Origin of the sequence: Caballeronia arationis, assembly GCF_001544975.2 — a bacterium.
Lineage (GTDB): Bacteria > Pseudomonadota > Gammaproteobacteria > Burkholderiales > Burkholderiaceae > Caballeronia > Caballeronia arationis.
Genome location: NZ_FCOG02000034.1, coordinates 41,721 through 64,460, shown reverse-complemented (window position 1 = coordinate 64,460; position 22,740 = coordinate 41,721). Strand labels below are relative to the sequence as shown.

The window sequence follows — 22,740 nt, the reverse complement described above, 5'->3', positions numbered from 1 at the left end:
GTCAATATGACAAAAAGAGAGTTCTTCCTCAAGGCCATGCAGGCCGACGAGTATCGACGGCGCGCGTGGGTGATCTCTGCGTTCAGTCTGATCCGCGAAGGGATGGAGGCATGGAAGAATGATGCCTATCCTTATCGCATAGTCCAAACACCGTCTGGACATTTCTTCGTGGATCCGGAGAAAGGCAATGCATTGACGCTGATCGAGGACGCGGACCCGAAAGAGCCGCCCCTCAAGATCAAGGATCACATCGAGCTGAAGGTTGGCGAGACTCCGAACGCCTACGAGGACGTGAAGACCACCTACGGCAACGTGCTCTTCAACTTCACCGCGATCATCTGGCCATTCGGCAAAAAGGTGCCGTTTGTGACCGGTCGCGTCGATGCTGGCAAGTTGGAAGCCTACGTGATCAAGCGGCTGGCAGACGAGCCTAAGTCCGGCGATCCCGTGCCGGAGGCGGAGGCACAGGTAGCGCCGATTTACGTTAGCGAGTACCTGAAGTTCTGCGACGCCATGTTTTACCTCGCGGGCTTCACTCAGTTGTGCGTACCTGCCGTGACGCGCAAGACGATGCAAGCGCCACCCGGCCTTCTCGCGCTGCGTAAGAAGCTGCTTGAAGAGAACAAGGATCGCTTGAATGATCCGGCAGTGATCGCGGGCATCATGAAGAAGCTCATCGAATTCGACAAGGAGTATCTGAAGGACGATGAAGGTGCCAACTTCCTCATCACCAAGAAGTCCTACGACGTCGTGCGCTCGAAGCTGTTCCTGATGCACGGCGCGGAGTCGGGCCTGGGCGATGGCGTCGAAGTCGATCTCATCCAGAACTCCCTCTCCGAAGGTTGGGACATCAACAAGTTCCCAGCGATGAACAACTCGCTTCGCGCGGGCTCGTTCAACCGTGGTGCGGAAACCATGCTCGGCGGTGAGGCCGTGAAGTGGCTGCTGCGAGCGTCGTCGAACATGACGGTGACGCAAGAAGACTGCGGAGCGCGCCTCGGTCTGGAGATCCATGTCGACAACGACTCCGTCCACAAGCTGCCGGGATTCTCCGTGGTGACGCAAGACGGTCACGAAAAGATCCCGGACCTGGAGGCTGCCGGCCAGTACATGGGCAAGAAAATCCTCTTGCGTAGCTCCATGTTTTGCAAGCTGGAAAAGACGGATTACTGCGCTGTATGCGTGGGCGAGAAGCTCGCGCTCAGTCCGACCGCTCTCTCTGCTGCCATCGCCGAGTACGGAAACATCTTCTTGCTTTTATTTATGAAAAAGATGCACGGGTCCGCGCTGCAGGTGGCTCGCATGAACTACAAGACCGCCCTTATCTAACCTCTCTCCTCGAAAGGAAAGCACCATGAGCGACGCTCAAGAGAACCAGCAGGACCAGCAGGACGCAGCGGCGACCGGTACCACGCCGGAAACGCCGCCGACGCCCGCCATCACCCAGTCGGACGCCCAGCAGATGACCGGTGCAGCCACGCAGCAAGACGCTGCCGCGAGTGCTGAGAAGGCCGCCGCTAGCGCGCAAGCGGCGATCGGTAGCGCCACCGGCGCGCTCGTCTCCCCAGCTCCCGTAGTTGCACCGGCTCCGACGCCGGCACCCGCGCCCGAGGCTCCGGTTCAGGCGCCCGTATCAGTCGCTGTGGTCGGCGCCACCAGCACGGCCGAAGAAGTGAAGCGGCAGATCGAGAACCTGATGAAGGACGCCTCGATTCCGGCGAAGATCGTGCTCAACACGATCAACGAGTATCTGGACAAGATGAAGCCCGGCATGCCGATCTCCGTGAAGGACGGTACGCAACAGCAGGTCAACTTCTACCAGGCGCTTATCTCGGCGATCAACAACCTCGAAGCCGACTTCCGCCCGACGCTCACCGCGATCCTCGCCCTCTTTCATCACCATCGTGAAGGTGCGCTGCGCGAGACGCATGTGTTCCGCTTCGTGCAACACGTGCCCCTCTCGAAGGAGCATCGCAAGGGCTTCGAGAAGATCGTCACGCTGCTCAAGACGCTCGCCGATCCGAAGTCCCGCCAGGCTGTGCTCAAGCAAGTCGACTTCCAGCCGCTGCTCGCATACGGCCTGACCGAGAAGGGTCGCACGCGTCTCACGGCTTACTTCGGCAAGTAAGTCTCGCTTCAAAAGTCGCACATCCATCCTGTGACGACCTTCACTCCGGAGGCCCGACGTATTGGGCTTCTGGGGTGGAGGTTTAACGCCGCATACTCACAGGACTGGACCACCATGAGCGCACTGCCTCCGAATATCAATACCGCCAAAGCCAAACTCATCCAACGCGCACTGAACGAAAAGACGGGCGCGAATCTCACTGTCGACGGGCAGTTCGGTCCGAAATCCGTCTCTGCGCTTTGCGTCTACCAGTCGAAGAACCACCTCACGGTCACGGGCATTTATGACGTCGCGACACAGGCTTATCTGGAGCCCTTCATCGCGCAGAAGTACCTGAGCCTTGCTGCCTATCAAGAAGCCGGTCATCGGCTCGGTGTGGACGTCGCAACGGTACAAACCGTGTGTCAAGTAGAGACCTCGGGTGCAGGCTTTCTGAACGATGGTCGATGCACGATCCTCTTCGAGCGTCATCAGTTGTATCGCACGCTGCAGACCGTGATGTCGCAGACGCAGATCAACCAGCTCGTCGCACAGTATCCGAACCTCATCAACCCGGATCCGGGCGGCTATCTCGGCGGCACGCAAGAGTGGGATCGTCTGAATCAAGCGGAAGCGATTCTGCAACAGCACGGCGTTGCACCGGGTCTCGCGATGCGCTCCGCGTCCTGGGGCCTCTTCCAGATCATGGGCTACTACTACATCCAGGCCGGCTACCGGTCGGTGGAGGATTACGTGGCCGCGATGGCAGTGAGCGAATCGAACCAGCTCGACGCGTTCTGCAACTTCCTGGAAGACATGAACGGCGGAGCCATGATCACGGCGCTCCGTGCGCGCGACTGGACGACGTTTGCCAATCAGTACAATGGCAAGAACCAGCACGCGCAGAACAATTACGACGGCCGACTCGCTGACAGTTATAAACAGATCTTCGGCTAATAACTGCGGGCGCTGTCGGTCCGATAGAACGAAATAGATGCCTGGGCGATCGCCCGGGCCTTTATGCCTGCGCTCTTTTATTTAGCGCCTTAGGTAAGAGTTTTGCGAGGCGGCAACGTACCGGGAGTCAGGTTCGCCTTGACGTCTGGTGTCTCTCCACTAAGCTGTCATCAGTAGAGCAACGCCCTTTACTGAGCGTCGAGGTCCGCGATGAAAGCTCGGTTCATTCTCTTGTGTGTTGCTGCGGCCATGATAGTTGCGGTTGTGGGCTGCGGTGGCGACCAGTCGATTGCTGCCTCAGTTCCCCCCGCCACAACGAAGCTAATTACGACTATTTCGTCGTCCGATGCTGATTACGTCCCCGGGTCGATTCTGCCACTCCAGCCAGACGGAACCGTGCCGTTTCTAATCGCCGGCGATTCATCAGGTAACCCATATCTTCTCTCACTTGGAAGCGCCAACGGGGTACTTGACCGCACGAGTACGGTCGTCGCCATGGTACGAATCGCGCTCGACCTCGCGGCTATCCCCGCAGGCTTGACAGCCGACCAGATAACGAAAGCAATCCAATCCTCTTCTCAGTTCCAGGCCTTGTCCGAAAGCGCACAGCGGGATCTAGAAGCCGGCATTTCACCGCTGTCCGACAATAAAACCGTTAACGCGGCATGGGCGGTAGCACTTGATGCCAGTGCAGCAATTGCGTCTTCGTCAACTGCAAAGACAAGTGCGGTTGGCAAGACCCTGGACACGACCACACTCGTCACTACGCCACTACCGTTCTATCTTCTTAATGGAACAGAACCATTTTCGAAAATTTGGTTGACGGACGCCGGACAGAATAACGTTACGGTCAACAACGATACCTTTATAACCTGGGTAGTTTATACCGACGGACCCGAGCCGACTAAAATCCCGCCTTTGCAAAGTACGGTGGGTCAGCTCTTTGCGTACTACGGTGGGAGCGCGTCGACAACACTTGTAAAAGGGCAATCGCCAAATTTCAAGCTTAATTTAGTTCAAAACCCCGTGACACGACGCATCAACGGCGTCGCAGCGTTTGTCAAATACATGCTTTTTCTGTATTCGAGCACCGCTAAGCTCTATCCAAAACCGGAATTGACGAATTGCGTCATATCGGTGGCCGAGCGGGTGTTCAATGATCAATTCCCAAGCTTTGTCGTCCAGCCCAGCGGGACTACCGCCGGGGCGTACTTCGCAAGCGTCTTGCCGATCAGTTCTACCGGCAGCGCACCATACAAACAGTTCTCCTCTTGCGGACTCCTGCCGTCCTTCAGTACGCTGTTTGCCTCCTTTGCAAGCAAGGTCTGGCCGACCCTAAATGTGGGCGGGTTCGTGGTTAAGGCATGGACCGCACTTACCGTCGCGCAAGGACTTGTAAGCACGGTAGGCGCCGCGGCCCAGATGTTCGCATACTGGGACGAGGCAGATTCCTTCGTTGTATGCACCGGCAACGGAAGTGTCGTAAACTGCGCCGCTGCATCTGTCACGAGCACTAGTTGCACAAAGATTGCCGACAACGTCGATGTAACCAGTGGCTTCGGCGCTGGGAAGTGGGGACCGACATACAGCATAAAGGTCGAAGGACGCGGAACCGGACAGGCGACTGGCGATCAGCTTATACCCTATCTCGGAAAATTCCCTGGATGCGTTGGCTGCGCCGGACCGGGCGACGCCATGTCGTGTTCTGCCGGATGGCAAGCGACGCCTGTAGGTGTTGGCTCTCCGAGTTGTACGTTGACGGGTGGCGCTTCCTCACTCACCTACACGTTTTCAGAAACGTTCAGCAACGTCGTTGGAGACGAAGTCCCCCCACAATCCTTCCGTGCTTGTATTACTCACAACAACGATTACTACAGCTGGAACGGCGGTAATGCGGTGGGAATTCTGGATTCTTGTACTACAGTTTCGCTCGATTGCCATTGAGCACACCACTGCGAGAATTTTCGCGATTCTGAACATAGGACCCTCTCCCGCAGGGGAGAAGGCCTATGTTCGCTCTTCGCGTTTTTTGGTTCACGCGGTTACGGCACAGCACGTCTGTCCGGCTGGCACAGTGCAGTTCTCCTTGCACTGAGTCAGAGCGCGATCATCCAGGGCCGATGCAACGACTTTCACCGCTCGTCGATGGAAGTCAGCCCGCTTCTGGTCACCGCGCACGATGCACGCACCGTGCTTTCCAAACCGCGCATACTTCTCAGTATGCTGCTTCTCCAGCCTTTCGTGACGCTCTGCCTGACCAGCGTGCCAGTCCAGCAGGTCCTCCAAATCCCGCATCGGGATGTCAACCAACTTCTTCATCATTTACTCGCTTCAAAAATCTGATTCATCTTCGTCGTCATCGTCCTCGTCGTCGTCGTAGAAGTCCTCGCCTGATGTGGAGACGGTGTCCGCACGGGTGAGTAGCTTCGTGTACTTCGGAATCTCGAACGTCTGACCCTGTGTTTCAGCAAAGGCTTCGAGCCATTGGTCCAGCGTAGGCATGCCGAACATCTCGCAGGCGAACTCCACCGCATTCGTAGCACCACCGGACAGATTGATGCCCTGCAAGCGCTGCGTTCGTTCACTGACGCCCTGGATCTTGCAGAGCTCCTTGTAGGTCGTTTCCTTCGAGATGTTGAAGACGCACTCGCCGTTCGGATAACTGGCCGACACATCGAGATCCCCAACGTGTCCACGTATGTTGGTCCGCAACATGTCGTTTTCTTCGATGATGCAGAGACCGTTGTCTGCGACCAAGTGAGCCGGCAAGGTCACGATCCAGTTATTCAGCCCGAGCGTGAGATCGTCCATCTCGGTCTTCATCTCATCCGACGTGCTGCCAATCACACGCTTCTCTTCTGCCTCTTCCAGGCAGTAGTAGTGAAGTTTGTCGACCAGTCGCCGTGGCTGTGAATTGAAGTTGCAGAAGTCCGTCCAGCCCGCGAAACTCGGCATGGTCAGCTGCAAGTCCTTCGTCGCCTCATCGAGCAGTTCCATGGACACGCAGTCGAACGCGTTGTAGATCACGTATTCGAGCTTGTAGTGCTTCTGCATGAACAGGTGCCAGTCGATCCCGCGCAGGTGAGCACCCTCTTCGAACTTGAGCTTCCTGATCTTGTCCTTGAAGGTCTTGCGCAGGATGAAGTCCAGCGAGTACGACGGATCCTTCCCCTTCTGGCTTCGCAGGTTCCAGTAGACGCACATCGCGTCGATGAAATAGAAGCTCGCGGGACAGAACACGGTGTGCCACTGAGCCTGCGGCGGAATCGGACTCTTCTTGCCTGAGGCCGTCACCTTCATGTTCGGACCCAGCTTGAAGTTGAAGTGCCGGTAGCGAATCGGCACGGCCGGATCGCTGAAGACGTCTTCCGGCCGATAACCAGCCTTCTCCAGGCACTCCAGGATCTTCTTCATGTCGTAGGCGATGTTCCAGATCGCTACGAAATCAGGCTTCCATTCGTGGGCGCGCTTAAAGCACTCAAGAACGATGTCGACGGGACGCTCGACGATCATCATTTCCCACTTGATGTTGCGATCGGCGTACACATCACCGATGTGGTGATCGAACTTTTGCCGTAGCTTCTCCTCCGCCTGATGGAGGTTGCCGATGTAACGCTTCTGGATGGCGGTGAAGACACGATCCTTGAACGAGAGTGTCGCCATGATGATGTCGTTCTCGCCTTCAACCACGTCCGCTTCGATGTCGAAGCACGCCACGCTGTATTGCGTGTTGAGGTCCGGGAACTTGTCCATGTACATCTTCTTGATGACGCACGTGGACAGGATGTCGCTGCCGTACAGATACGGGGACCGCTTCATCACACGCGGATCGCCCTTCATGCCCGCCATGCCGAGCGCCTTCGCTATCGAAAAATTCAGCTCGGACTGCGTCGACTGGAGCTTGTCCAGCCGCTCGATCTTTTCCCACTCCTTCTTGTCCTTGTGCGTGCGGTAGCCCTTCTTCGTCACATAGAAGTCGCGCTTGTAATCCTTGAGCATCCGGACGTTGGGCTTCGTCGTGCCGTCCTTGAAGTGGATGATTTCTTTCACGAGGTGGTAGTCACCGCGTTCGTATTTCGGAGGCGGGCAATAGACGACGTGCTTGCACTCGTAGCCCTTGATCTCCTGCTGATTTGCTGCGTTTGACATGGTGGCGGTGCTGGGAATTCGTGAGGGAAAGCCCAGTAATCACTATGACCACTAGCGACTCCTGGCTGAATACACAGCATGAGGAGCCTAGGTTAGTTTTCACTTCCCTCTTTAAGGACGCACGCCATGTGGCTTAAGAACCGCACGCTTGCGATCGCTGTGGAAGGCATCGACTTCCAGTCGGGCGCCTTCTTCCGTGAGTTGACCGGGATCTTCACCGAGCTGAGCGACCTAAGCGCGGAATCCCTTCCGGACCATCCGGCAGCGCAGCAGCTGTCGTCGCTGATCGCGCACTACACCGGAATGAACGTTCGGATCATGTGGGGCGATTCGGGTCCGGCTGTGATGCCGCCGTTCATCAACAAGAACAATCCGGTGCTCATCCGCTGGGCGGACTGGGTGCGGCAGCAATACCTACCGAACACCGACGGTGACAAGCTGATCGCGGATGCGAAGGTGCGACCGCTCGGCCGCGTGGACCGCAAGAATGGTCGTGTATCCGGCGTGTTCAGCAACGTCGAAAGCACGATGTACATGCCGGTTGACACGTTCTTCCGCAAACGGTTGACGCCGGCCGAAATCGCATCGACGGTCCTGCACGAACTGGGACATGTCTTCGGCTACTTCGAGCTGATCAGCGCCACGCTCTCGACCAACCAGATCCTGGCGGGCCTTTCGAAGAAGCTCGACCAGTCGGGCAACGTGAAAGATCGTGAAGCTGTGCTCGTGAAGGTGAAGGACGCGGCCGGTCTGAAGGACCTCGATGCTGAAGCGCTTGCCAAGTCCTCGGACAAGAGGGTGATCGAGACTGTCGTGGTTTCGAACATCGCGCGCGAGATCGAATCGGAACTCGGCACGTCGCTCTACGACATGAACAGCTTCGAAGTGCTGGCTGACCAGTTCGCTGCTCGCCATGGTGCTGGTCGCGACATCGTCACGGCCCTCGACAAGCTCATGCGTGACTCCGGCCACATCCAGTACCGCAGCACGGTCTCCTACCTGTTCACGGAAGCCGTGAAGCTCGCCATGATGGCCGCCGGCCCACTCACCTATGGTGTTAGCTGGGTCCTGTGCTTCCTCATGTGCGCGTCGGACTCGCTCGAAATGGAAGAAGACGTCTACGCGCTCTCCAAAGTGCGTTTCGGCCGCGTGCGCGATCAGCTGGTCGAAGCGATGAAGAACAAGAAGCTGACGGAAGAACAGATCACCTCGTACACCGAAGACCTCACGGTGATCGACGAAGTCATCGCGGGCGTGAAAGACCGACAGCAGTTGCTCGGCTACGTGCGCGATTTCCTTTCGCCGGTTCGCCGCCGTCGCATTTCGCAAGAGAAGCTGCAGCGCGAGCTGGAGACCATCGCGAACAACGACCTCTTCGTACGAGCCGCATCGCTTCGGCAGTTTGCCTAACCACAACCACGAGCTGACATCATGAAACCGCAATTCATTTCTTTCTACAATCGCGCAGACACCGCCATTTCGTCGTTGGGCGATCGCGGCCGTATCATCGGCACGGCCGTTGCGCTGGCTGCATCGCGACTCGTGTCGATCCCCTCGGCGCCAGTCGACGCGCCGAGCACGCACTACAACTTCACCGTGCTGCCGCAGGTGATGGAGCTGATCGCGGGCTTCAACGAGCAAGTCGTCTTCGACGTGAAGCACGCGCTCGCCCAGGTCCGCGAGTTCTGGTTCCTGCGTTACCACGCAGTGCATCCGTGCGGCCAGGTGATCATCGACCTGGACCTCGGCTTCTACGACAACCTGCTCGGCGTCGCTGAGTGGGTGGATGGCGACAGTCACCAGTTCAACAACGAACACAAGGTCGAGATTCTCGCGCTCGCGCAGCTTGCTTTCGATCTTATGAACGGAGCTGTCTGATGTTCAATCAAAGTCTGAACGCGGGTTTGGACTTCGACACGGATCTGGAATTGGTGCCGCAGATCGTGGAAACGATCGGTACGGGCGTGGCACCGGAGTTCGACGAAGAGGTGGTCGAACTCTTCTCGATGGAAGAGCGTGTCGAGGACTTGCTCGTCTTGCGGCGTGAAATCGAGGAGCAGCGTGGCATGAGCCAGGCGCTCGCGATGGAAGGCCTGCGCATCTTGCCGGACTTCGGTGGGAAGGCGCCGGTTGCCTACTACTCGGTACAGCCGACCTCGACTCGTCTGAAGGTGTCGCTGGAGTCGATCGGCAAGGGGATCTGGATCTTGATTGCGGCGGGCATCGCTGCGGTGATCGCCGTCATTTACAAGATCTTCAAGTGGCTCTCTGGGGACGACAAGCCGACCGCTGAAAATGCCGAAGCGGAACTGGAGCGCAAGGCCAAGCAAGCAGAGAAGGCGGCCGAGGAATTCGAGAAGGCATCGAAGGAACTGCGCACGGCCATGCATGCGTTCGAGAACCGTCCGTATCGCATCAAGCCGGATAGCGAGTACGCGGGCGAGGACAACGAAGGCATCTTCACGATGCAGAGGGTGATCGATACGTTCTTCAGGCAAGAGGCGCGCGACCAGCGAGTGCTCATGTTCCTGAGTCAGCGTGACCCGGTCTTTCACGACATCGTCAGCAAGGGCGAGTATTCGCAGGAGATGACGCGGGTTGCACCGCTCTTCTCCGCCTTGAAGCTCGTCATGCAGCAGCGCATCGCGTTGCTCCAGGAGATCGCTGAGCGAGACTTGAAGCAGCCGAACTTCGCCATCGACAAGATGAAGAACGTCGCCGCGTTGAAACCACTGCTCCAGCCGATGGAAGTCGAGTACGATGGCCGGAAGATGACGCTCAACGCCCTCTCCTCCGAGATCACGAATCTGCGTGCCTCCGCGGAGGGAAAGCAAGCTCACGAGGATCTGAACTTCGACAAGCTGTTCGGGGTGATGGAGGAGGCCTTCAAAAGCGCGAATGTTCCGAAGCTGTTTCTTGAGATGCGCGCTGTTGTCACGCCGATGGCGACGATGCGGGAACATCTGACCCAGATGGAAGTTGCTGCGAAGCGCTTCTCAGTCGATGGCGCAGAAGGTGCCCATTCGACGACAATCGGTTCGGACTTGCGTCATGCGATCTTCGTGATGGGCAAGGACTTGGCAGACCTTCAGGCGATCATGGCTCAGGTGCAGTATTACACCGGTCACTTGTCCTATCTCGCTGTGCAGGCGGTCGCTTTCGCCGAAGAGGTGGCAAGGAAAGTCGTCGCTCACCTCGAAGACGAAGACAAGAAGCCACCGGCGAGCTGGAAACAAGCGGTCGAGCAACTCAGGTCGTACCGCAAGCGTCTGCAAGAGCTTCGCTGACCATGCGTCATAAGCGCCAGGGAGGGCTCGTGGCCTTCCCTGGCGTCTATGCTGTTTGTTAGCTGGTCGCCACGTTGTACGCGACGAAGCTGACGGTGACTGCTTCCTGCACCGTGAGTGACCCATCGGCGTTCGCCACCAACTGCTTGGCGATGCCCAACTGCGTCGACTGGTCGAGCAGCGTCATGGTGTTCAGGTTCAAGCTTCCGGCCAGACCCGACTGCACGAAGCTCACCACATCGCTGCCGTACACGGCCGTCAGTGCTGCGTTGATCGACGAATTGGATACGACGGTGTTCTTGAGCTGTGCCGCGATCGTGGAGATCGTGGTCGCCTGCAGTTGCTGCTTGAGCGCATCGTTGTTGAACACCGCGGGCGGCACGAGGCACGTGACCGTGAACTTCTGACCGGCATCCACGTTGTAGATGAGGCCATCCGGACCATACACTCGCACCGTACCCATGTTGGCCACCGGGTAGTAGTAGAGCGATGTGTTCTCGAGGAGTTCCTCGTTCATCGTCTCGAACGCCCCGGTGAGCCAGCCCACCACAGTCGTGACAAGCTGCTGCACGTAGGTGGCCGCGACGCTATCCGTTGCGAATCGGTAAGTCGCATCGATCATCATGATGTCGAGCTGCTGACTGACGCCGCGTGGGTTAGTCGGAATCGGGTTGTTCGCCCCGTCCAGAATCACGTCGCCTACCTTGTGCTGATAGCTCGGTGTGCCATCCGGGTTGAGCACCGGATCGCCCTTGTGATGGAGGATCGTGAACTTCGGCACGCCGTTGACGATCGAGATCGCGCTACCCGTGGTCGGATCGATCTGGTAGATGTCCTCCTTGTAGTAGTACGGCACGTTCGTCTGGTACGTCTCGTACTGGATCGTCGAAACGACGCTGCGGCTGCGCGACCAGAGCGTGTTCAGATACTGACCGAGCTCGATCACCAACTGCTCGTTCGTGATACCAGCAGCATTGGACGGCACAAGGAAGTGACCCACCACCTTATCGACTGCGCCCTGTGCCCAGGTCGTCGGCATGTCTGCGCTCGTCGAGTACACCACGTCGAACGTCGTCGTGAGGTTTGCACCCGTCAGACGCGGCGTCGCGTTGTACATGAAGAACTTCGTCAGGAACATGTACCCACTCGAATTGATGTTGAAGTTCGTCGAGAGATCAAATTCGAAGAGTCGTTCTCCGGCACTCGTCTTTCCAGCGAGCGTGCCCTGCAGATACGCCCGTGCCGTTTCGCCAGGCGGGATGAACGAAAGCTGGCAGTACACTTCCGTGTCGTTGAGCGCCTGGTACGCTGCGCTCGAGGTGGTCGCCAGCGTGAGCTTGTACCCGGTGTCCGTCGTGACCAGACTGTACGTGTTCGTGCTCACCTCCAGACCCGTACTGTCGTTCTCGCCGACCCACAGTTTGGTGACGACCTTCGGTGCCGCCAGATAGTACGGACGGAAGGCCAGTTCACTCTTCGTCATGTCGACGACATAGTGGAACGGGCTCCACAGGTAATTGCCCGCACTGATTGCCAGCGCCTTGTTGCTGACCGTCATCGCGTTGAGCTGGTTCAGCACGGCATCGGTCACCATCGTTACGACGCCGTTCTTGTTCTGATACAGCATCTTCGGCGTGAACGTGATGCTCGTGCCGTTGTCGATCACCGCACTGTTGGTCACCGCCTCCGAGACCGACGTCGTCACCGTCTCGATCGTACTGTTCGCTGCCGTGATCAGGGTCGAGTCCGTGGGCTGCGGCATCGGCGCCGTCGCGAGGAAAGTTCGGTCCGTGATGTTGTCGATGTTCTTCACCACGCCAAAGCCCTGCTGGTTCAGGACGTCGGTGATCTGGGCCGGTGTGATCGGCAGAGACTGCGGCCCGACCGAGTTGTCGATGACCTGCTGGCGCAGCGTCGCAAAGTCCACTGCGTCCGTACCACCGAGCACCACCTGATCGGAGTACGTGATGAGCGACTGGAAGGTGTTCACCGGCGCGGTGTAGACCGTGGAATCGTTCGAATCGATCGCCAAGAACGTCGCAGCAAAAGCGCTGCTGTCGTAGTTGGAGAGATTCATGTTGAGCGGACCCTTCGTCTCGTACAGATCGATCCGGATGTTCTGGTTCAGCATCCGAGTCGTCGTATAGACCTGCGGGATCATGACGGTCGCTTCCGTACCACCCGTCTGGGTGTTGGTGTCCAGCGTGATCACTGCCGTCGGCGTCAACGGATCGTAGACCTCCGTCGAGTACGTTACCTCCAGCTCGTTCCAAAGCTTGGTGGTCGGATCCTGCGAGTACACACGGCAGTAGTAGAACTGGTCGCTGACTGGAATCGTCAGGTTGAACGCCTGCGCCGGCGAGCACGTGCCGTTTCGGGTGATGATGTCGAACTGCTGAACCGGGAACTCCAGGTACACCCAGGTCTGATCCGCAGCCGGGCGATACGACCACTGCACGAGATTCGACGAGAGCGTTTGCAGTGGCGAGGTCGTCGTGGTGTCGTAGGTGATGCTCAGGCCACCGTGCGCCATCTGCTGAATGACGATCGGGTATTGAAGGCTGAACTGGACATCGCCCACCGTGAAGAAGGTGTTGCGCGGAATCACCATCTTCTTGAGACCGGTCGACGGATCCAGCACGAGCTTACTCAGCAGTTCCGTTTCCCCAATCAACATGGACCAGGTGGTCGTTGCTGGCGTGGCGAATCGATTGACGTAGTCGGTATCCGACATATGCAGATACAGGTCGCTCATCGTCTGGGCCGCGACCACGTACCGCTTGCGTGTCAACGCCTGATTCTGCTGCAGGAACGCCGCGGTATTCACCGCACTCGTCTCCATCGCGTGCACGTAGGGGTTCGTCGGGTCGACGATCGTCACCGAGCCGTTCGTCACTTCATTCAAATAGTTGAACGCCACCTGGTTAATGCCGGCAGGGTTGTACTGGTAATCGAGGATGTTATCGATCAGATCGGCGATCGTCGGGCTGCCCGAGGGGACGCTCGTAATCGAAAGCGAAGTCGTTGTCACGCTGATTGTTCCTTAGGCATTGTTGGTCGAGCTGGGTGTCGCTCGGATGGCTGTTCCCGTCACCGTTGGATTCACAGTTGGTTCGCTATGCGCGGTATAAAGCGTGTTGCTGCTATCCGTCGATTGGTTGCCGTTGCCGGCCGGTGTCGCGCCCGTCGAGAGCGTGCTGGCGCTCGGGACCACCTGTTGATATGTTTGGTTGTTCACTTGAACCGTTGTCGTGCTCATCCATGGCAGGAAGCGCTTGTAGACGTCGTTGTCGACCCACCATTCCAGCTCCCACGTATCCGGATCGATGCGCGGATAGCCTTGGTTGTTGAAAATACCGAGCGCGCCCATCGACACCTTCGTGTAGTGCGAGCTCCGATACTGGTCCGCCATCGTGTCGTTGAACTCGCAGACCGTGCGGTTGAAGGTGTACAGCAGAATCGGATCTTGATAGACCACTCCGAACGCCTGGAACGGAATGCTGATGTCATCGTTGGATTGGTTGTACGGCTTCTCATGGTCGTAGTTGAATGAGACACCGCCGATCGGTGATGCAGTCGGGAAGGCTGCTCCGCACGCAGCGATCTTCTGGACCTTGGTCTTGGTCGGATCCAGCACGAGGCGATAGATCCGGGTCTGATAATCGATCTCGTTTTCGATGATCATGTCGGGATACGGTGTCATGTTCCCCTGATACACGTTCGACATGTAATGCGCCCAATACAGGAAGAGCGCAGTCACCGGATCGCCTGGAATGTTCCGGAAATTGGCCGTTATATCGTATGTTCCATAGAACTCGGTGACTCCGTCAACGAGTCCAAACACCTCCTTATACACGCCCTCGTGGGACGTTGCGTAAGGCACGATGACATCAGGCCAACCCGAAATTGACTGTAGCGTGTTCGTCAGAATCGGGATGAATGCCTGCTGAGGATCGACCATGGGCGAAAGCACCGACGCTTGACCGGCATTGCCGCCTTGGTTGCTGCGCGGGTCGAGGTAGCAACGAATAATTCTTTGAAGGCTGTACTGATTCGTGGTCGTTAGCGGATTGAACAAGCGCACCGCGCGCAGGTTCCCTAACGTCAGGTTCAGGTTGGGCCGCGTAAAGAACGTCAAGCCAAAGACGTCTTTATTTCTCGGAATGGCTGCGGGCGTCTGACGATGGTTGATGCCGTAATAGGCACTCGCCAAGGCTGCGGTTCCTCGCGTCGTCTGCGGTGTCCCCAACAGCACCGAATCCACTGCATCGGCGGGAGTCACTCCTGCTTTTGCGAATACGTCTGTTAAATCAGGCGCTGCAGGCGTGCCATTCGGGTTGGATGTGCCGTCCGGGTTCGTACCGTTAGCCATACTAACCTCTTGTTCTGGAAAAAAGGAAAATGCGATGAGTGCCGACGCGCCTATCAACGCTACTCGAGTTGGGATCAGTGCCATCAAAGCGGTCGTCGATCGCGCGCAGATGCTCAACAACCCCAAGTACGACTCGCTTATTTCGTTCTCGCAAGCCGCGCGCGTGGAGCCGCTGGTGTTGGTCGATACGGACGTTTTGTTCGTCGACGAGCTGCACGATGTGATGCAGTCGTTGCAGTCCATGTTTGCGGGCTACTACCTGCAGGCCGTGGCCCTGAACTCGACGATCGGAAACGTCAAGGTGATGGACACCCTGGACAAGTTTGCGACGAGCCGCGATGTCGGCCGTGCGCAAGGCAAGCTGATGAGTGAAGCTACGTCGCGTCTGACCCACATGCTCGCCAAGGAGTCGTATCAAGACCGACTGCCCGTGCACTGGGAGCAGTCAGTCGCGATGGAGTCGGACGGCGGTTCGCAAGGTCGTCAGATCGATCCCGACGAGGCAGTGAAGAACGCCGAACGCGCGCACAAGGTCTGGAGGATGAATCGGGAGCAGGAAGGCGCGAAGCGAGACGACGCGCGCCGCGCATCGGATGACAAGCACAACGACCGGAAGCGCGAGCGTGAGCAGGCTCAGACGGAGCGTGAAGACAAAGCGCGCGAAGACGTCAACAAGGCATTCGATCGCCCGGCGGGGCAGACCCGAGAGTTCCGTGACGAGTACGCGCACCACTACAAGCAGGACCAAGAATTGGCGCGCCTCGAGCGCGAGCAAGAAGAGCGAGCTCGCGTGGCTGCGTCGTTCGGCCGCGACACCGTCTCCGAGATCAAGGAGAACTCGAACCTGTCCGTGGGCAAGATGCTGGAAGTGAACCTCACGCACAACGGCACCACGTACACCGTACCCGTCTCGATCCGCCTGATCGCGAACACGATCCCGACGGCTAAGCTGGTTCATATTTTATCCCTCGCCGACGAAGAAACGTCCTCGAAGGAGCGCTACCACGGCTGGAAGTCGGGCCGCCTCGCGTTCTGGAAGGACCTCGTGTTCTGTCGCGACCTGATCGACGCCCATCGCAAGAACTTGATGGCCAACGGCGACGCGCTGTACATGAACATCCTGGCGAAGGAAAAGAAGAACACCCTCGCGGCGCTCTACAGCGGCAATCCGTCGGTCGCCGCAGCCTCCAACATGGTCGTGACCTCGACCAACGCCGTCTCCGAGCTGGAACTGTCCCTGGGTGGTCAGTTCGATCATTTCGCGACGCGCCAGAAGGTCTTCGAGAAGACCTCGCTGATGATCGTTGCGGTGATCGACAAGGAATGGTCGCGGGTGCGCTTCTATCACCGCGGTCTGCCGGAAGCCACCGACGTCAGCTTCCGTGATCTGAAGAGCGCTTCAAAATCGGGCCCGGATGTCTCGGACATTCTGCGCGCTTATCAGGTCGGCCACAGCCCCTCGCTGTAACAGACTCCTTTCCATACGCCCACGCGCCTAGCTTCGGCTGGGCGTGTGGGTTATCACTGGGTTAGTAAAAACCATGAAGATAGAAGCATACCTCGCCAGTCTGTTCCCGACGCTGCGTAAGGATCAAATCCTCGACGACGTGCGCAACACGCGCGTCGAACTCCGCGAAACCACCGTTCCCGCCTATGAAGTCGCCACACCGCTGCTCGGCAAGTGGAAGTGGAAGTCGGAAGAAATGAAGGGCTTCGCAAGCTCGTTCTCGCGGCTCGTCAAGGGCGGTAACATGATCGCCCTCATCGATGCAGGCCTGAAGGAAACGATCGGCACGCTCGCGGCGGCCGAAGGCTACGTGATCAAGAGCTACAACGAAGAAGTTGCCTCGGTCGCCCTCACCTACAAGAAGGCGAACGTGCTGCAGTTCATCGAAGCGGTCGCGTTCGTGTCGAAGTTCGCGCGCAAGTTCATCAACTACGCGTTCGTCCACGAAACCGCACTCATTGCGGACAGCGACACGTTTGTCAAGGACGCCATCACGCCGGCCGAAGAGAAGTGGATCAGTCAGAACTTCATCGCATTCTGCACGGCATTCGCCAGCGTCGCACAGGCCGTAAAGTCGGTCGAGGACGCCATCGAGAGCATTCCGGAAATCACGATCAAGTCGTCGGATCCGCACGCGCTGCGCGAGACGCTCGGCGAGAAGCGCCTCGACCCGTTCAAGTTCGGCTTCATCAACGCGAAAATGAATCCGTTCTACTGGTGGGGCAAGTGGAGCGCAGAAGGGGAAGTGGCGCGTTACAACGCGGCGAAGGAAGAACTGCGCCTCGTGCAGCTGCGCAAGCTGAACCTCGAGAAGCTCAACGAGCGTAAGCCCGACGCTGCCCTGCAAAACGAAATCCAGTACATGGAGAACCGGGTGCAGGGCCTGAACGCGAAGATCGCGACGATGGAGGCGAAATATGCCTGAAGTCATCGCCGCTGGGCTTCGGCTGTACCCGCGGGGATTCTTGGGCAAGGTCCTGCCTCCCCGGCTGGTCGCTAAGCCTCGCCCGTACGAGATCCGCGTTCGCACGACGACCTCGGTCGGTATCGTGACGCCCCAGCAGAACACCGCCGACGCGAACCCGGTCGTCGAGACGCTGTACGCTCAGTACATCAAGCGTGCTGCCTCCACGATGTCGTTCGACTTCCGCGAGAAGGTTTTGATCGCCGCGCTCGACGCGTTCGGTGACAAGAACTTCTACAGCTGGTGCAAGACGCAAATGCAAAGCCCGGCTGTCGGAGACGTGCACCTGCGCTTCCTCGACGACGTGCTGCGTTTCATCTCCACTGGTCGACGCCAGATGAGTCTGGAGACGTGGGCGAGCTTCCTGCAGATGAACGATGCAGGTGAGCGCCCGCAAGAACTCACGCCGACCGCTAAAGAGTTCTTCCAGATCTACAAGGACGGTGTGTACCCGTCGCTCGCGCAGTACTCGATGGCCAACGTGATCCAGCGATGGCTGTCGCAACCGGGCGGGATAGAAGACCTCCTGGGCACGCTGCACCTTCTGTTCGGCAACCTCTGAGCCGGCCGTCCCCGCCAATAGTATAGCCGCCTCATAACGCATGGGGCAGCTAGTACCGCGCGGGTACTGGTTAGTCATCCTCTCATTTACCTATTGCAATAGGAGCAGTAACATGCGTCGCATTTCTCACCGTGGTCTCGTCGCAGCGATGGAAGAAGAAAACCTGCTGCCCGAAGAAGCCGAAACCAACGAAGTCTCGGACCTGGCCAACTCGCAAGAAGAAGGTCTGACCGACATTGCTGAAGACGAAGCCGGCCTCGCCGAGCACGATGCGCTGACCGACGAAGCCGTCGAAACTGCCGAAGCGCTCGAATCGATTCGTGACGACCTGAAGGCAGCGCTGGAAAGCGGCGGCCTGGAACAAGGCGGCGCCGCCATCCTGCGCACGTCGCTGAGCCACATGTACGGTCGCGTTGGCCTGCGGACGAAGCGCGTGTCGCCGGCTCTCGAGTCGTTCGGTTCCATTTCGCGCCGTGAAGACGCGACGAAAATCGCGCTCGAAGAAGTCAAGGAAAACGTCAAGAAGATGTGGGAGACCATCGTCGCCGCGATCAAGAAGGCGATCGAGTGGGTCAAGAACTTCGTGACGAAGCTCTTCGACAACAACGCGAAGATGGTTGCGCGCGCGAACGAGCTGAAGGAAATGGCTGGCAAGGTCGAAGGCGAACCGAGCGTGAAGGAAATCAAGAACGCGGGCATCGCAGGCGCCGTGCACGTCGGTGGCAAGGTGGACGGCATCGCTGCAGCAGCACAGCTGCACAAGGCCGTCGAAGGCGTGGTCGGCAAGTACGCCGACTGGGCGAAGATGCTCGAGGGCCCGATGTCCAATCTGGGCGACGCTGGTGCACTGTCGAAGGCCGTGAACTACGGCGCGCTCGGTCTGGCCGACGTGCATGACGCAGCTTCGCAAGGCATCCCGGCTGGCGAAAACGCCAAGGTCGGACGTTCGGTCGAACTGCCCGGCGGCAAGGCGCTGGTGGTCGTGATCAGTGGCGATCCGTCGCAATCGACGGCCGGCATCATGCCGTTCAACAAGAGCTCGGCCGAGTTCAAGGGCGAAAGCGCACCGGTCCTCGTCAAGGAAGCGATGATCAAGGTCGCTGACGAAGTGATCGCAATCGGCGCAATCATCGAGCGCTCGAAGCAAGCCGTCGCGGAAAGCGAGCGCGGCAAGGGCGAGCTGATGAAGGCCGTCGAACAGGAACAGGGCAAGGAAGAAGGCGCAGGCGAAGCGATCAAGAACGCACGCGCGATTCTGAAGCTGGCCGACACGCCGTTCGTCGCTCTGACCTCGTACGCCGTGAAGTCGGGTCGCTCGCTGAACCAGCTCGTCGAGCAGTCGATCAAGGCCTACGGCGCGAAGAAGGAAGAAGCCAAGCCCGAAGCCAAGCCGGAACCGGCAGCGGCCTAACGGATCGTGCGGTGACCTAATACGTTCTACACGTCTTGGGTAGGACCTGAGACTCCGGGGATGCATTCCTGGAGTCTCAGGTTTTATTCCTTCATCTGAAAGGTTCAAGCAATCATGCGCAATTTTTTTCCTGCACTGGAAGCAGTCCAGGATGAGCCGCGTCCGTTGATTTCGCTCGAAGAGGAAATGCTCCTCATCGACGAGAACGCGCGCGATGAAGCACGGATTCAGAAAGACCTCGGCGAAGTTAATCGCGGGATCGATCTGGCCGATGCTTTGGAAGACCTCGCTGTCGTGGCGGCCAACGTCAAGGACGCCAGCGTCGAAGAGACCCAGCTGACCGAGATCTGCGGTCAGATGGCAGCAGCTGGTACCGACGTCGCGCCGGAAGAGATCATCCCGTCGATGGAAAGCTTCAAGGATGGCACGATCGCCACCGAGAACTTCAAAGAGACGGCAAAGAAGATCTGGGAAAGTATCCAGAAGTTCCTCGCCCACGTCTGGGACACGATCGTCAACTTCTTCAAACGCATCTTCGCGCAAATCCCGCGTGCGCGCTATCGCCTCGAGGAACTGAAGAAGCAGATCAAGTCGATCGACAAGTCCAAGTCGAAGCAAAAGGAAGGCAGTCACGTCGGCGTCTTCGCCGTGGTGGCGCACAAGGACGTCACGGATCCGGCCCAGTATATCCAGGCGAACAAGACGTTTACCTCGATCGTCGATTGGGTGTATTCGAGCTACGCCAAGTACGTGCTTGCGATGGGCGAGAAGGCGAAGGCCGGCATCGAAGCATTCGACGCAGAAGATCCGCAAGCGTCGGCCAACAAGCTGCGATACGCGCTCCAGGGCGTCAAGCTGGGGCGCCTGCCGGGCGTGGTGAGTACGAAGAAGGTCGGTCAGGTCGAAACGCAGTCCACCGACGACCTGCTGCACAACAAGATCCTGATCGTGTCCGACTTGCAGAAGGAAGGCGACGTGACGACGCTCGGCGTGCTCGAAAAGCTGCGCACCCACCACGTGCAGCTCGCTGACTCCGTCGGCGGTCGCAGCATGGAAAACGGCTCGGGCGAAGTCCACAAGGGCAAGCCGCTGACCGTCGAGCAGATGGAAGAAGTCGTCAAGGAACTGGAAGCCCAGCTCGATGCGATCGAGAAGTTCGACAAGTCGAAGAACGAAGGCGACTTCCAGCGCGTGCGCAAGGATCTGGCTGCTGCATCGAAGAAGGCCGAGAAGTCGCTGAGTGACCTGGATCACAGCGAGACATCCGGCCATTCGAAGGTGGTCGAGACGTACTACCGCGCGATGCTCGCGTTCAACGCGGCCTTCTGCCACTGGATCAACCAGCCGTTGCTCCAGATGACGAGTCTTACGCTCACGAACCTGCGCAGCGGCATCGCCCGCGTTCAGGAATCGATCAAATGCTACGACCTCGAGCACGTGGTTCAGAAGGAACGTCACGGCGTACCGGTTCCCGAGCATCCGCTCCTCCCGGCCTAATACGCCCGACAAAGAGACTCGTGGCGCGTGCGCCGCGAGCGCTCTGGCCATGGGTCTCTTTTCAAACGTAAGGTAGACAATAATGCGACGACATTTCCTGGCCCTCGAGGCCTTCGACAACACCAGCACCGGTTCGCCCACGGACGCCGAAACTGCCAAGCCGGACGCAGCGGCTGCACTGGATGGTGACCCTGCTGCTAGCGCCTCTGCGCCGTCAGCGGGCGCACCGGTGCCTGCCGAGCCCACTGGCGCCGGTACCAACCCGGAGCCGTCGGAACCCGACGAAGCGAAACCCGTCGATCCGGCTGATGCTCCTGCACTTCCCGCAGAAGCGGGCGTTGACCCGGCGCCGATCGCGCAGGACGCGCCGACGCCCGCAGAAGCTCCTGCAACACCCGCTCCGGCCGTGCCGAGTGAACCGACCAACGCATCGACGGATTCGGGATCGGCCGAGGGTGGCGAATCGACTCAAGGCGAGGCACCGTCTGCTTCGACGGCGGACGAACCTACGGCTACCGAGCCGGCTGACGCTGCTGGTGCGGCGAGCTCGGCCGAAACGCCGGTGGACGGTGCCGATGACCAACCGACGCCCGCAGGTGGCGCACCGGAAGCCGACAGCGAAGCGATGGAGTCGATGCGCGAAATGCTCGAACTGTCACACGCAATGGAAGAAGCTGCGTTCGCGATGGCGGAAGGCGGTGAAACGGCAGCCGAGATCAACCACGATCTCGCGGAATCCGAACGCGTGATCCAAGTGTCGGACGCGCTCGAAGACCTTGCGTTCGTGGCCAGCACCATCAAGACGGCCACGCCGGCTGAGGCTGCGCTGATGGAAACGGCAGGCAACCTCGCAGTCGCAGGGACCGACGTGGAACCCGACGTGATCATCCCGGCGATGGAAAGCTACATCGGCACGACCATCGCGACCGAAGGTATCAAAGAGACCGCGAAGAGGATCTGGGAAGCCATCGTTCTCTTCGTCGAAAAGATCTGGGGCAAGATCCGCGGCTTCTGGCGCATTCATGGCTCGATCCCCACCTGGCGCAAGAAGATCGAGGCACTTCGTAAGAAGGCGTCGACGGTCGGCGATGAGGCCGTTGTGCCCGAGGCAAAAGTCAGCGTGGATCTTCACGGCCTCGTGATGGGCTCGGGAATCGACAGTGACTCGTTCACGCAGCATATCGAGCGGGACTTCGCGGACTTCGCCAAAACCATTCACGGTGTGTTCGCGAACTACGCGAATGGTGTTGTCGAGCGCGGTCATGCAATCGTGAAAGCAATCGGGGAGTTCGATCCGAACCGCCCTGAGAAGGCCGTGAACGACCTGAAAGGCAAGCTGGTGGGCATGCACCCCGACGGTATGACGCCGGGCGAGAGCAAGAAGCTGCTTGGTAACGCCAAGCTGGAACTGAATGTCTACGAGCCGCATCCTGACGAGCCGGTGGACCAGGCGCTCGAGCGGATGCGCGCCTCCGGGCTCAAGCTGGTTCAGGGCGATGTTCACGTGGCCGCGAAGATGGCGCGGGCACAGATCGCGCTGCGTCCGGGTAACAAGTCGCAATGGGTGCAGCTCCTTAGCCAGTGCGATGACCTCGTGGGTTCGCTGGAGCACTTTTACAGCGGTCCTTACCACGAGCTCGACAAGATGGCGGATCAGGCAAAAGCTGCATCGAAGAGCGCGACTGCTGCAATCGGTAAGGCAGGCGAAGCGGCCATGGGCGAAGGCAAGGCACTGCACCACTATCGGTCCCTGTTGAACTTCAACAAGGCGTTCGCGGACTGGTCGTACCAGCCGTTCGTTCCGCTGTACAACTACGCACTGCGTACGTTGCGCTCGATCCTTGCGGTCATCGACGCAGCGCTCACGTGCTTTGAAGTCACAGCACCGAAGGGCGGCAAGGCAAAGCCGGCAGCTGCTTAACACTGG

Annotated in this window: 17 protein-coding genes; 13 read left to right on the top strand and 4 right to left on the bottom strand. The window is 58.7% G+C overall.

Annotated elements, in window-relative coordinates:
- The first annotated feature begins 6 nt into the window (after positions 1–6).
- The 4 genes from AWB81_RS21075 (at position 7) to AWB81_RS44800 (ending at position 5,008) form a co-directional block, all read left to right on the top strand.
- Positions 7–1,329 (top strand): hypothetical protein, encoded by a 1,323-nt coding sequence (locus AWB81_RS21075; RefSeq protein WP_062638498.1) that lies wholly within the window; start codon positions 7–9, stop codon positions 1,327–1,329.
- 25 nt (positions 1,330–1,354) lie between these two features.
- Entirely contained in the window at positions 1,355–2,128 is a 774-nt protein-coding gene (locus AWB81_RS21070; protein ID WP_062638497.1) for a hypothetical protein, read from the top strand.
- A 114-nt stretch (positions 2,129–2,242) separates the two neighbouring features.
- Positions 2,243–3,064: an N-acetylmuramidase domain-containing protein gene (locus AWB81_RS21065; RefSeq protein ID WP_062638496.1), complete on the top strand. Its 822-nt coding sequence runs from the start codon at positions 2,243–2,245 to the stop codon at positions 3,062–3,064.
- A 210-nt stretch (positions 3,065–3,274) separates the two neighbouring features.
- Complete coding sequence (locus AWB81_RS44800; protein WP_144444159.1) at positions 3,275–5,008, top strand: hypothetical protein; 1,734 nt, start codon at positions 3,275–3,277, stop codon at positions 5,006–5,008.
- Positions 5,009–5,098: 90 nt separating this feature from the next.
- Here the strand turns inward: AWB81_RS44800 and AWB81_RS21055 are convergent, their stop codons facing one another.
- Together AWB81_RS21055 and AWB81_RS21050 are read right to left on the bottom strand one after the other, a co-directional pair.
- Positions 5,099–5,386: a hypothetical protein gene (locus tag AWB81_RS21055; protein WP_062638494.1), complete on the bottom strand. Its 288-nt coding sequence runs from the start codon at positions 5,384–5,386 to the stop codon at positions 5,099–5,101.
- A gap of 9 nt (positions 5,387–5,395) precedes the next feature.
- Positions 5,396–7,213, bottom strand: a complete 1,818-nt coding sequence (locus tag AWB81_RS21050; RefSeq protein ID WP_062638493.1) for a hypothetical protein — start codon at positions 7,211–7,213, stop codon at positions 5,396–5,398.
- Between the two features lie 126 nt (positions 7,214–7,339).
- Between AWB81_RS21050 and AWB81_RS21045 the strand changes: the two genes are divergently transcribed.
- Genes AWB81_RS21045 through AWB81_RS21035 form a run of 3 tightly spaced genes read left to right on the top strand, consistent with a single transcriptional unit; the run spans position 7,340 to position 10,500 of the window.
- Positions 7,340–8,623 carry a hypothetical protein gene (locus AWB81_RS21045; RefSeq protein WP_062638492.1) on the top strand — a complete coding sequence of 428 codons (1,284 nt, stop codon included), beginning with the start codon at positions 7,340–7,342 and terminating at the stop codon, positions 8,621–8,623.
- 21 nt (positions 8,624–8,644) lie between these two features.
- Positions 8,645–9,091 (top strand): hypothetical protein, encoded by a 447-nt coding sequence (locus AWB81_RS21040; protein ID WP_062638491.1) that lies wholly within the window; start codon positions 8,645–8,647, stop codon positions 9,089–9,091.
- A complete protein-coding gene (locus tag AWB81_RS21035) occupies positions 9,091–10,500 on the top strand; it encodes a hypothetical protein (protein WP_062638490.1) in 1,410 nt (469 codons plus the stop codon). The genes AWB81_RS21040 and AWB81_RS21035 overlap by 1 nt, the downstream gene beginning before the upstream one ends.
- Positions 10,501–10,558: 58 nt before the next feature.
- Here the strand turns inward: AWB81_RS21035 and AWB81_RS21030 are convergent, their stop codons facing one another.
- Together AWB81_RS21030 and AWB81_RS21025 are read right to left on the bottom strand one after the other, a co-directional pair.
- Positions 10,559–13,531 (bottom strand): hypothetical protein, encoded by a 2,973-nt coding sequence (locus AWB81_RS21030; RefSeq protein WP_062638489.1) that lies wholly within the window; start codon positions 13,529–13,531, stop codon positions 10,559–10,561.
- A 12-nt stretch (positions 13,532–13,543) separates the two neighbouring features.
- Entirely contained in the window at positions 13,544–14,872 is a 1,329-nt protein-coding gene (locus tag AWB81_RS21025) for a hypothetical protein (protein WP_144444158.1), read from the bottom strand.
- Here AWB81_RS21025 and AWB81_RS21020 point away from each other — a divergent pair.
- From AWB81_RS21020 to AWB81_RS20995, 6 genes are all read left to right on the top strand, one after another.
- Entirely contained in the window at positions 14,838–16,340 is a 1,503-nt protein-coding gene (locus AWB81_RS21020) for a hypothetical protein (RefSeq protein ID WP_144444157.1), read from the top strand. The two genes, AWB81_RS21025 and AWB81_RS21020, sit on opposite strands and share 35 nt — an antisense overlap.
- Before the next feature lie 73 nt (positions 16,341–16,413).
- Positions 16,414–17,304, top strand: a complete 891-nt coding sequence (locus AWB81_RS21015; protein WP_062638486.1) for a hypothetical protein — start codon at positions 16,414–16,416, stop codon at positions 17,302–17,304.
- The gene (locus AWB81_RS21010; protein ID WP_062638485.1) at positions 17,297–17,905 is read left to right on the top strand and encodes a hypothetical protein; all 609 of its coding nucleotides are present in this window, start codon (positions 17,297–17,299) and stop codon (positions 17,903–17,905) included. The genes AWB81_RS21015 and AWB81_RS21010 overlap by 8 nt, the downstream gene beginning before the upstream one ends.
- 112 nt (positions 17,906–18,017) lie before the next feature.
- The gene (locus tag AWB81_RS21005; RefSeq protein WP_062638484.1) at positions 18,018–19,316 is read left to right on the top strand and encodes a hypothetical protein; all 1,299 of its coding nucleotides are present in this window, start codon (positions 18,018–18,020) and stop codon (positions 19,314–19,316) included.
- 114 nt (positions 19,317–19,430) lie between these two features.
- Entirely contained in the window at positions 19,431–20,813 is a 1,383-nt protein-coding gene (locus tag AWB81_RS21000) for a hypothetical protein (RefSeq protein WP_062638483.1), read from the top strand.
- Positions 20,814–20,895: 82 nt separating this feature from the next.
- Entirely contained in the window at positions 20,896–22,734 is a 1,839-nt protein-coding gene (locus tag AWB81_RS20995; protein ID WP_062638482.1) for a hypothetical protein, read from the top strand.
- Positions 22,735–22,740: the final 6 nt, after the last annotated feature.

Coding starts and splice junctions, on each gene's coding strand:
- AWB81_RS21075 (WP_062638498.1), top strand. CDS start 7: ATGACAAAAAGAGAGTTCTTCCTCAAGGCCATGCAGGCCGACGAGTAT.
- AWB81_RS21070 (WP_062638497.1), top strand. CDS start 1,355: ATGAGCGACGCTCAAGAGAACCAGCAGGACCAGCAGGACGCAGCGGCG.
- AWB81_RS21065 (WP_062638496.1), top strand. CDS start 2,243: ATGAGCGCACTGCCTCCGAATATCAATACCGCCAAAGCCAAACTCATC.
- AWB81_RS44800 (WP_144444159.1), top strand. CDS start 3,275: ATGAAAGCTCGGTTCATTCTCTTGTGTGTTGCTGCGGCCATGATAGTT.
- AWB81_RS21055 (WP_062638494.1), bottom strand. CDS start 5,386: ATGATGAAGAAGTTGGTTGACATCCCGATGCGGGATTTGGAGGACCTG.
- AWB81_RS21050 (WP_062638493.1), bottom strand. CDS start 7,213: ATGTCAAACGCAGCAAATCAGCAGGAGATCAAGGGCTACGAGTGCAAG.
- AWB81_RS21045 (WP_062638492.1), top strand. CDS start 7,340: ATGTGGCTTAAGAACCGCACGCTTGCGATCGCTGTGGAAGGCATCGAC.
- AWB81_RS21040 (WP_062638491.1), top strand. CDS start 8,645: ATGAAACCGCAATTCATTTCTTTCTACAATCGCGCAGACACCGCCATT.
- AWB81_RS21035 (WP_062638490.1), top strand. CDS start 9,091: ATGTTCAATCAAAGTCTGAACGCGGGTTTGGACTTCGACACGGATCTG.
- AWB81_RS21025 (WP_144444158.1), bottom strand. CDS start 14,872: ATGGCTAACGGTACGAACCCGGACGGCACATCCAACCCGAATGGCACG.
- AWB81_RS21015 (WP_062638486.1), top strand. CDS start 16,414: ATGAAGATAGAAGCATACCTCGCCAGTCTGTTCCCGACGCTGCGTAAG.
- AWB81_RS21010 (WP_062638485.1), top strand. CDS start 17,297: ATGCCTGAAGTCATCGCCGCTGGGCTTCGGCTGTACCCGCGGGGATTC.
- AWB81_RS21005 (WP_062638484.1), top strand. CDS start 18,018: ATGCGTCGCATTTCTCACCGTGGTCTCGTCGCAGCGATGGAAGAAGAA.
- AWB81_RS21000 (WP_062638483.1), top strand. CDS start 19,431: ATGCGCAATTTTTTTCCTGCACTGGAAGCAGTCCAGGATGAGCCGCGT.
- AWB81_RS20995 (WP_062638482.1), top strand. CDS start 20,896: ATGCGACGACATTTCCTGGCCCTCGAGGCCTTCGACAACACCAGCACC.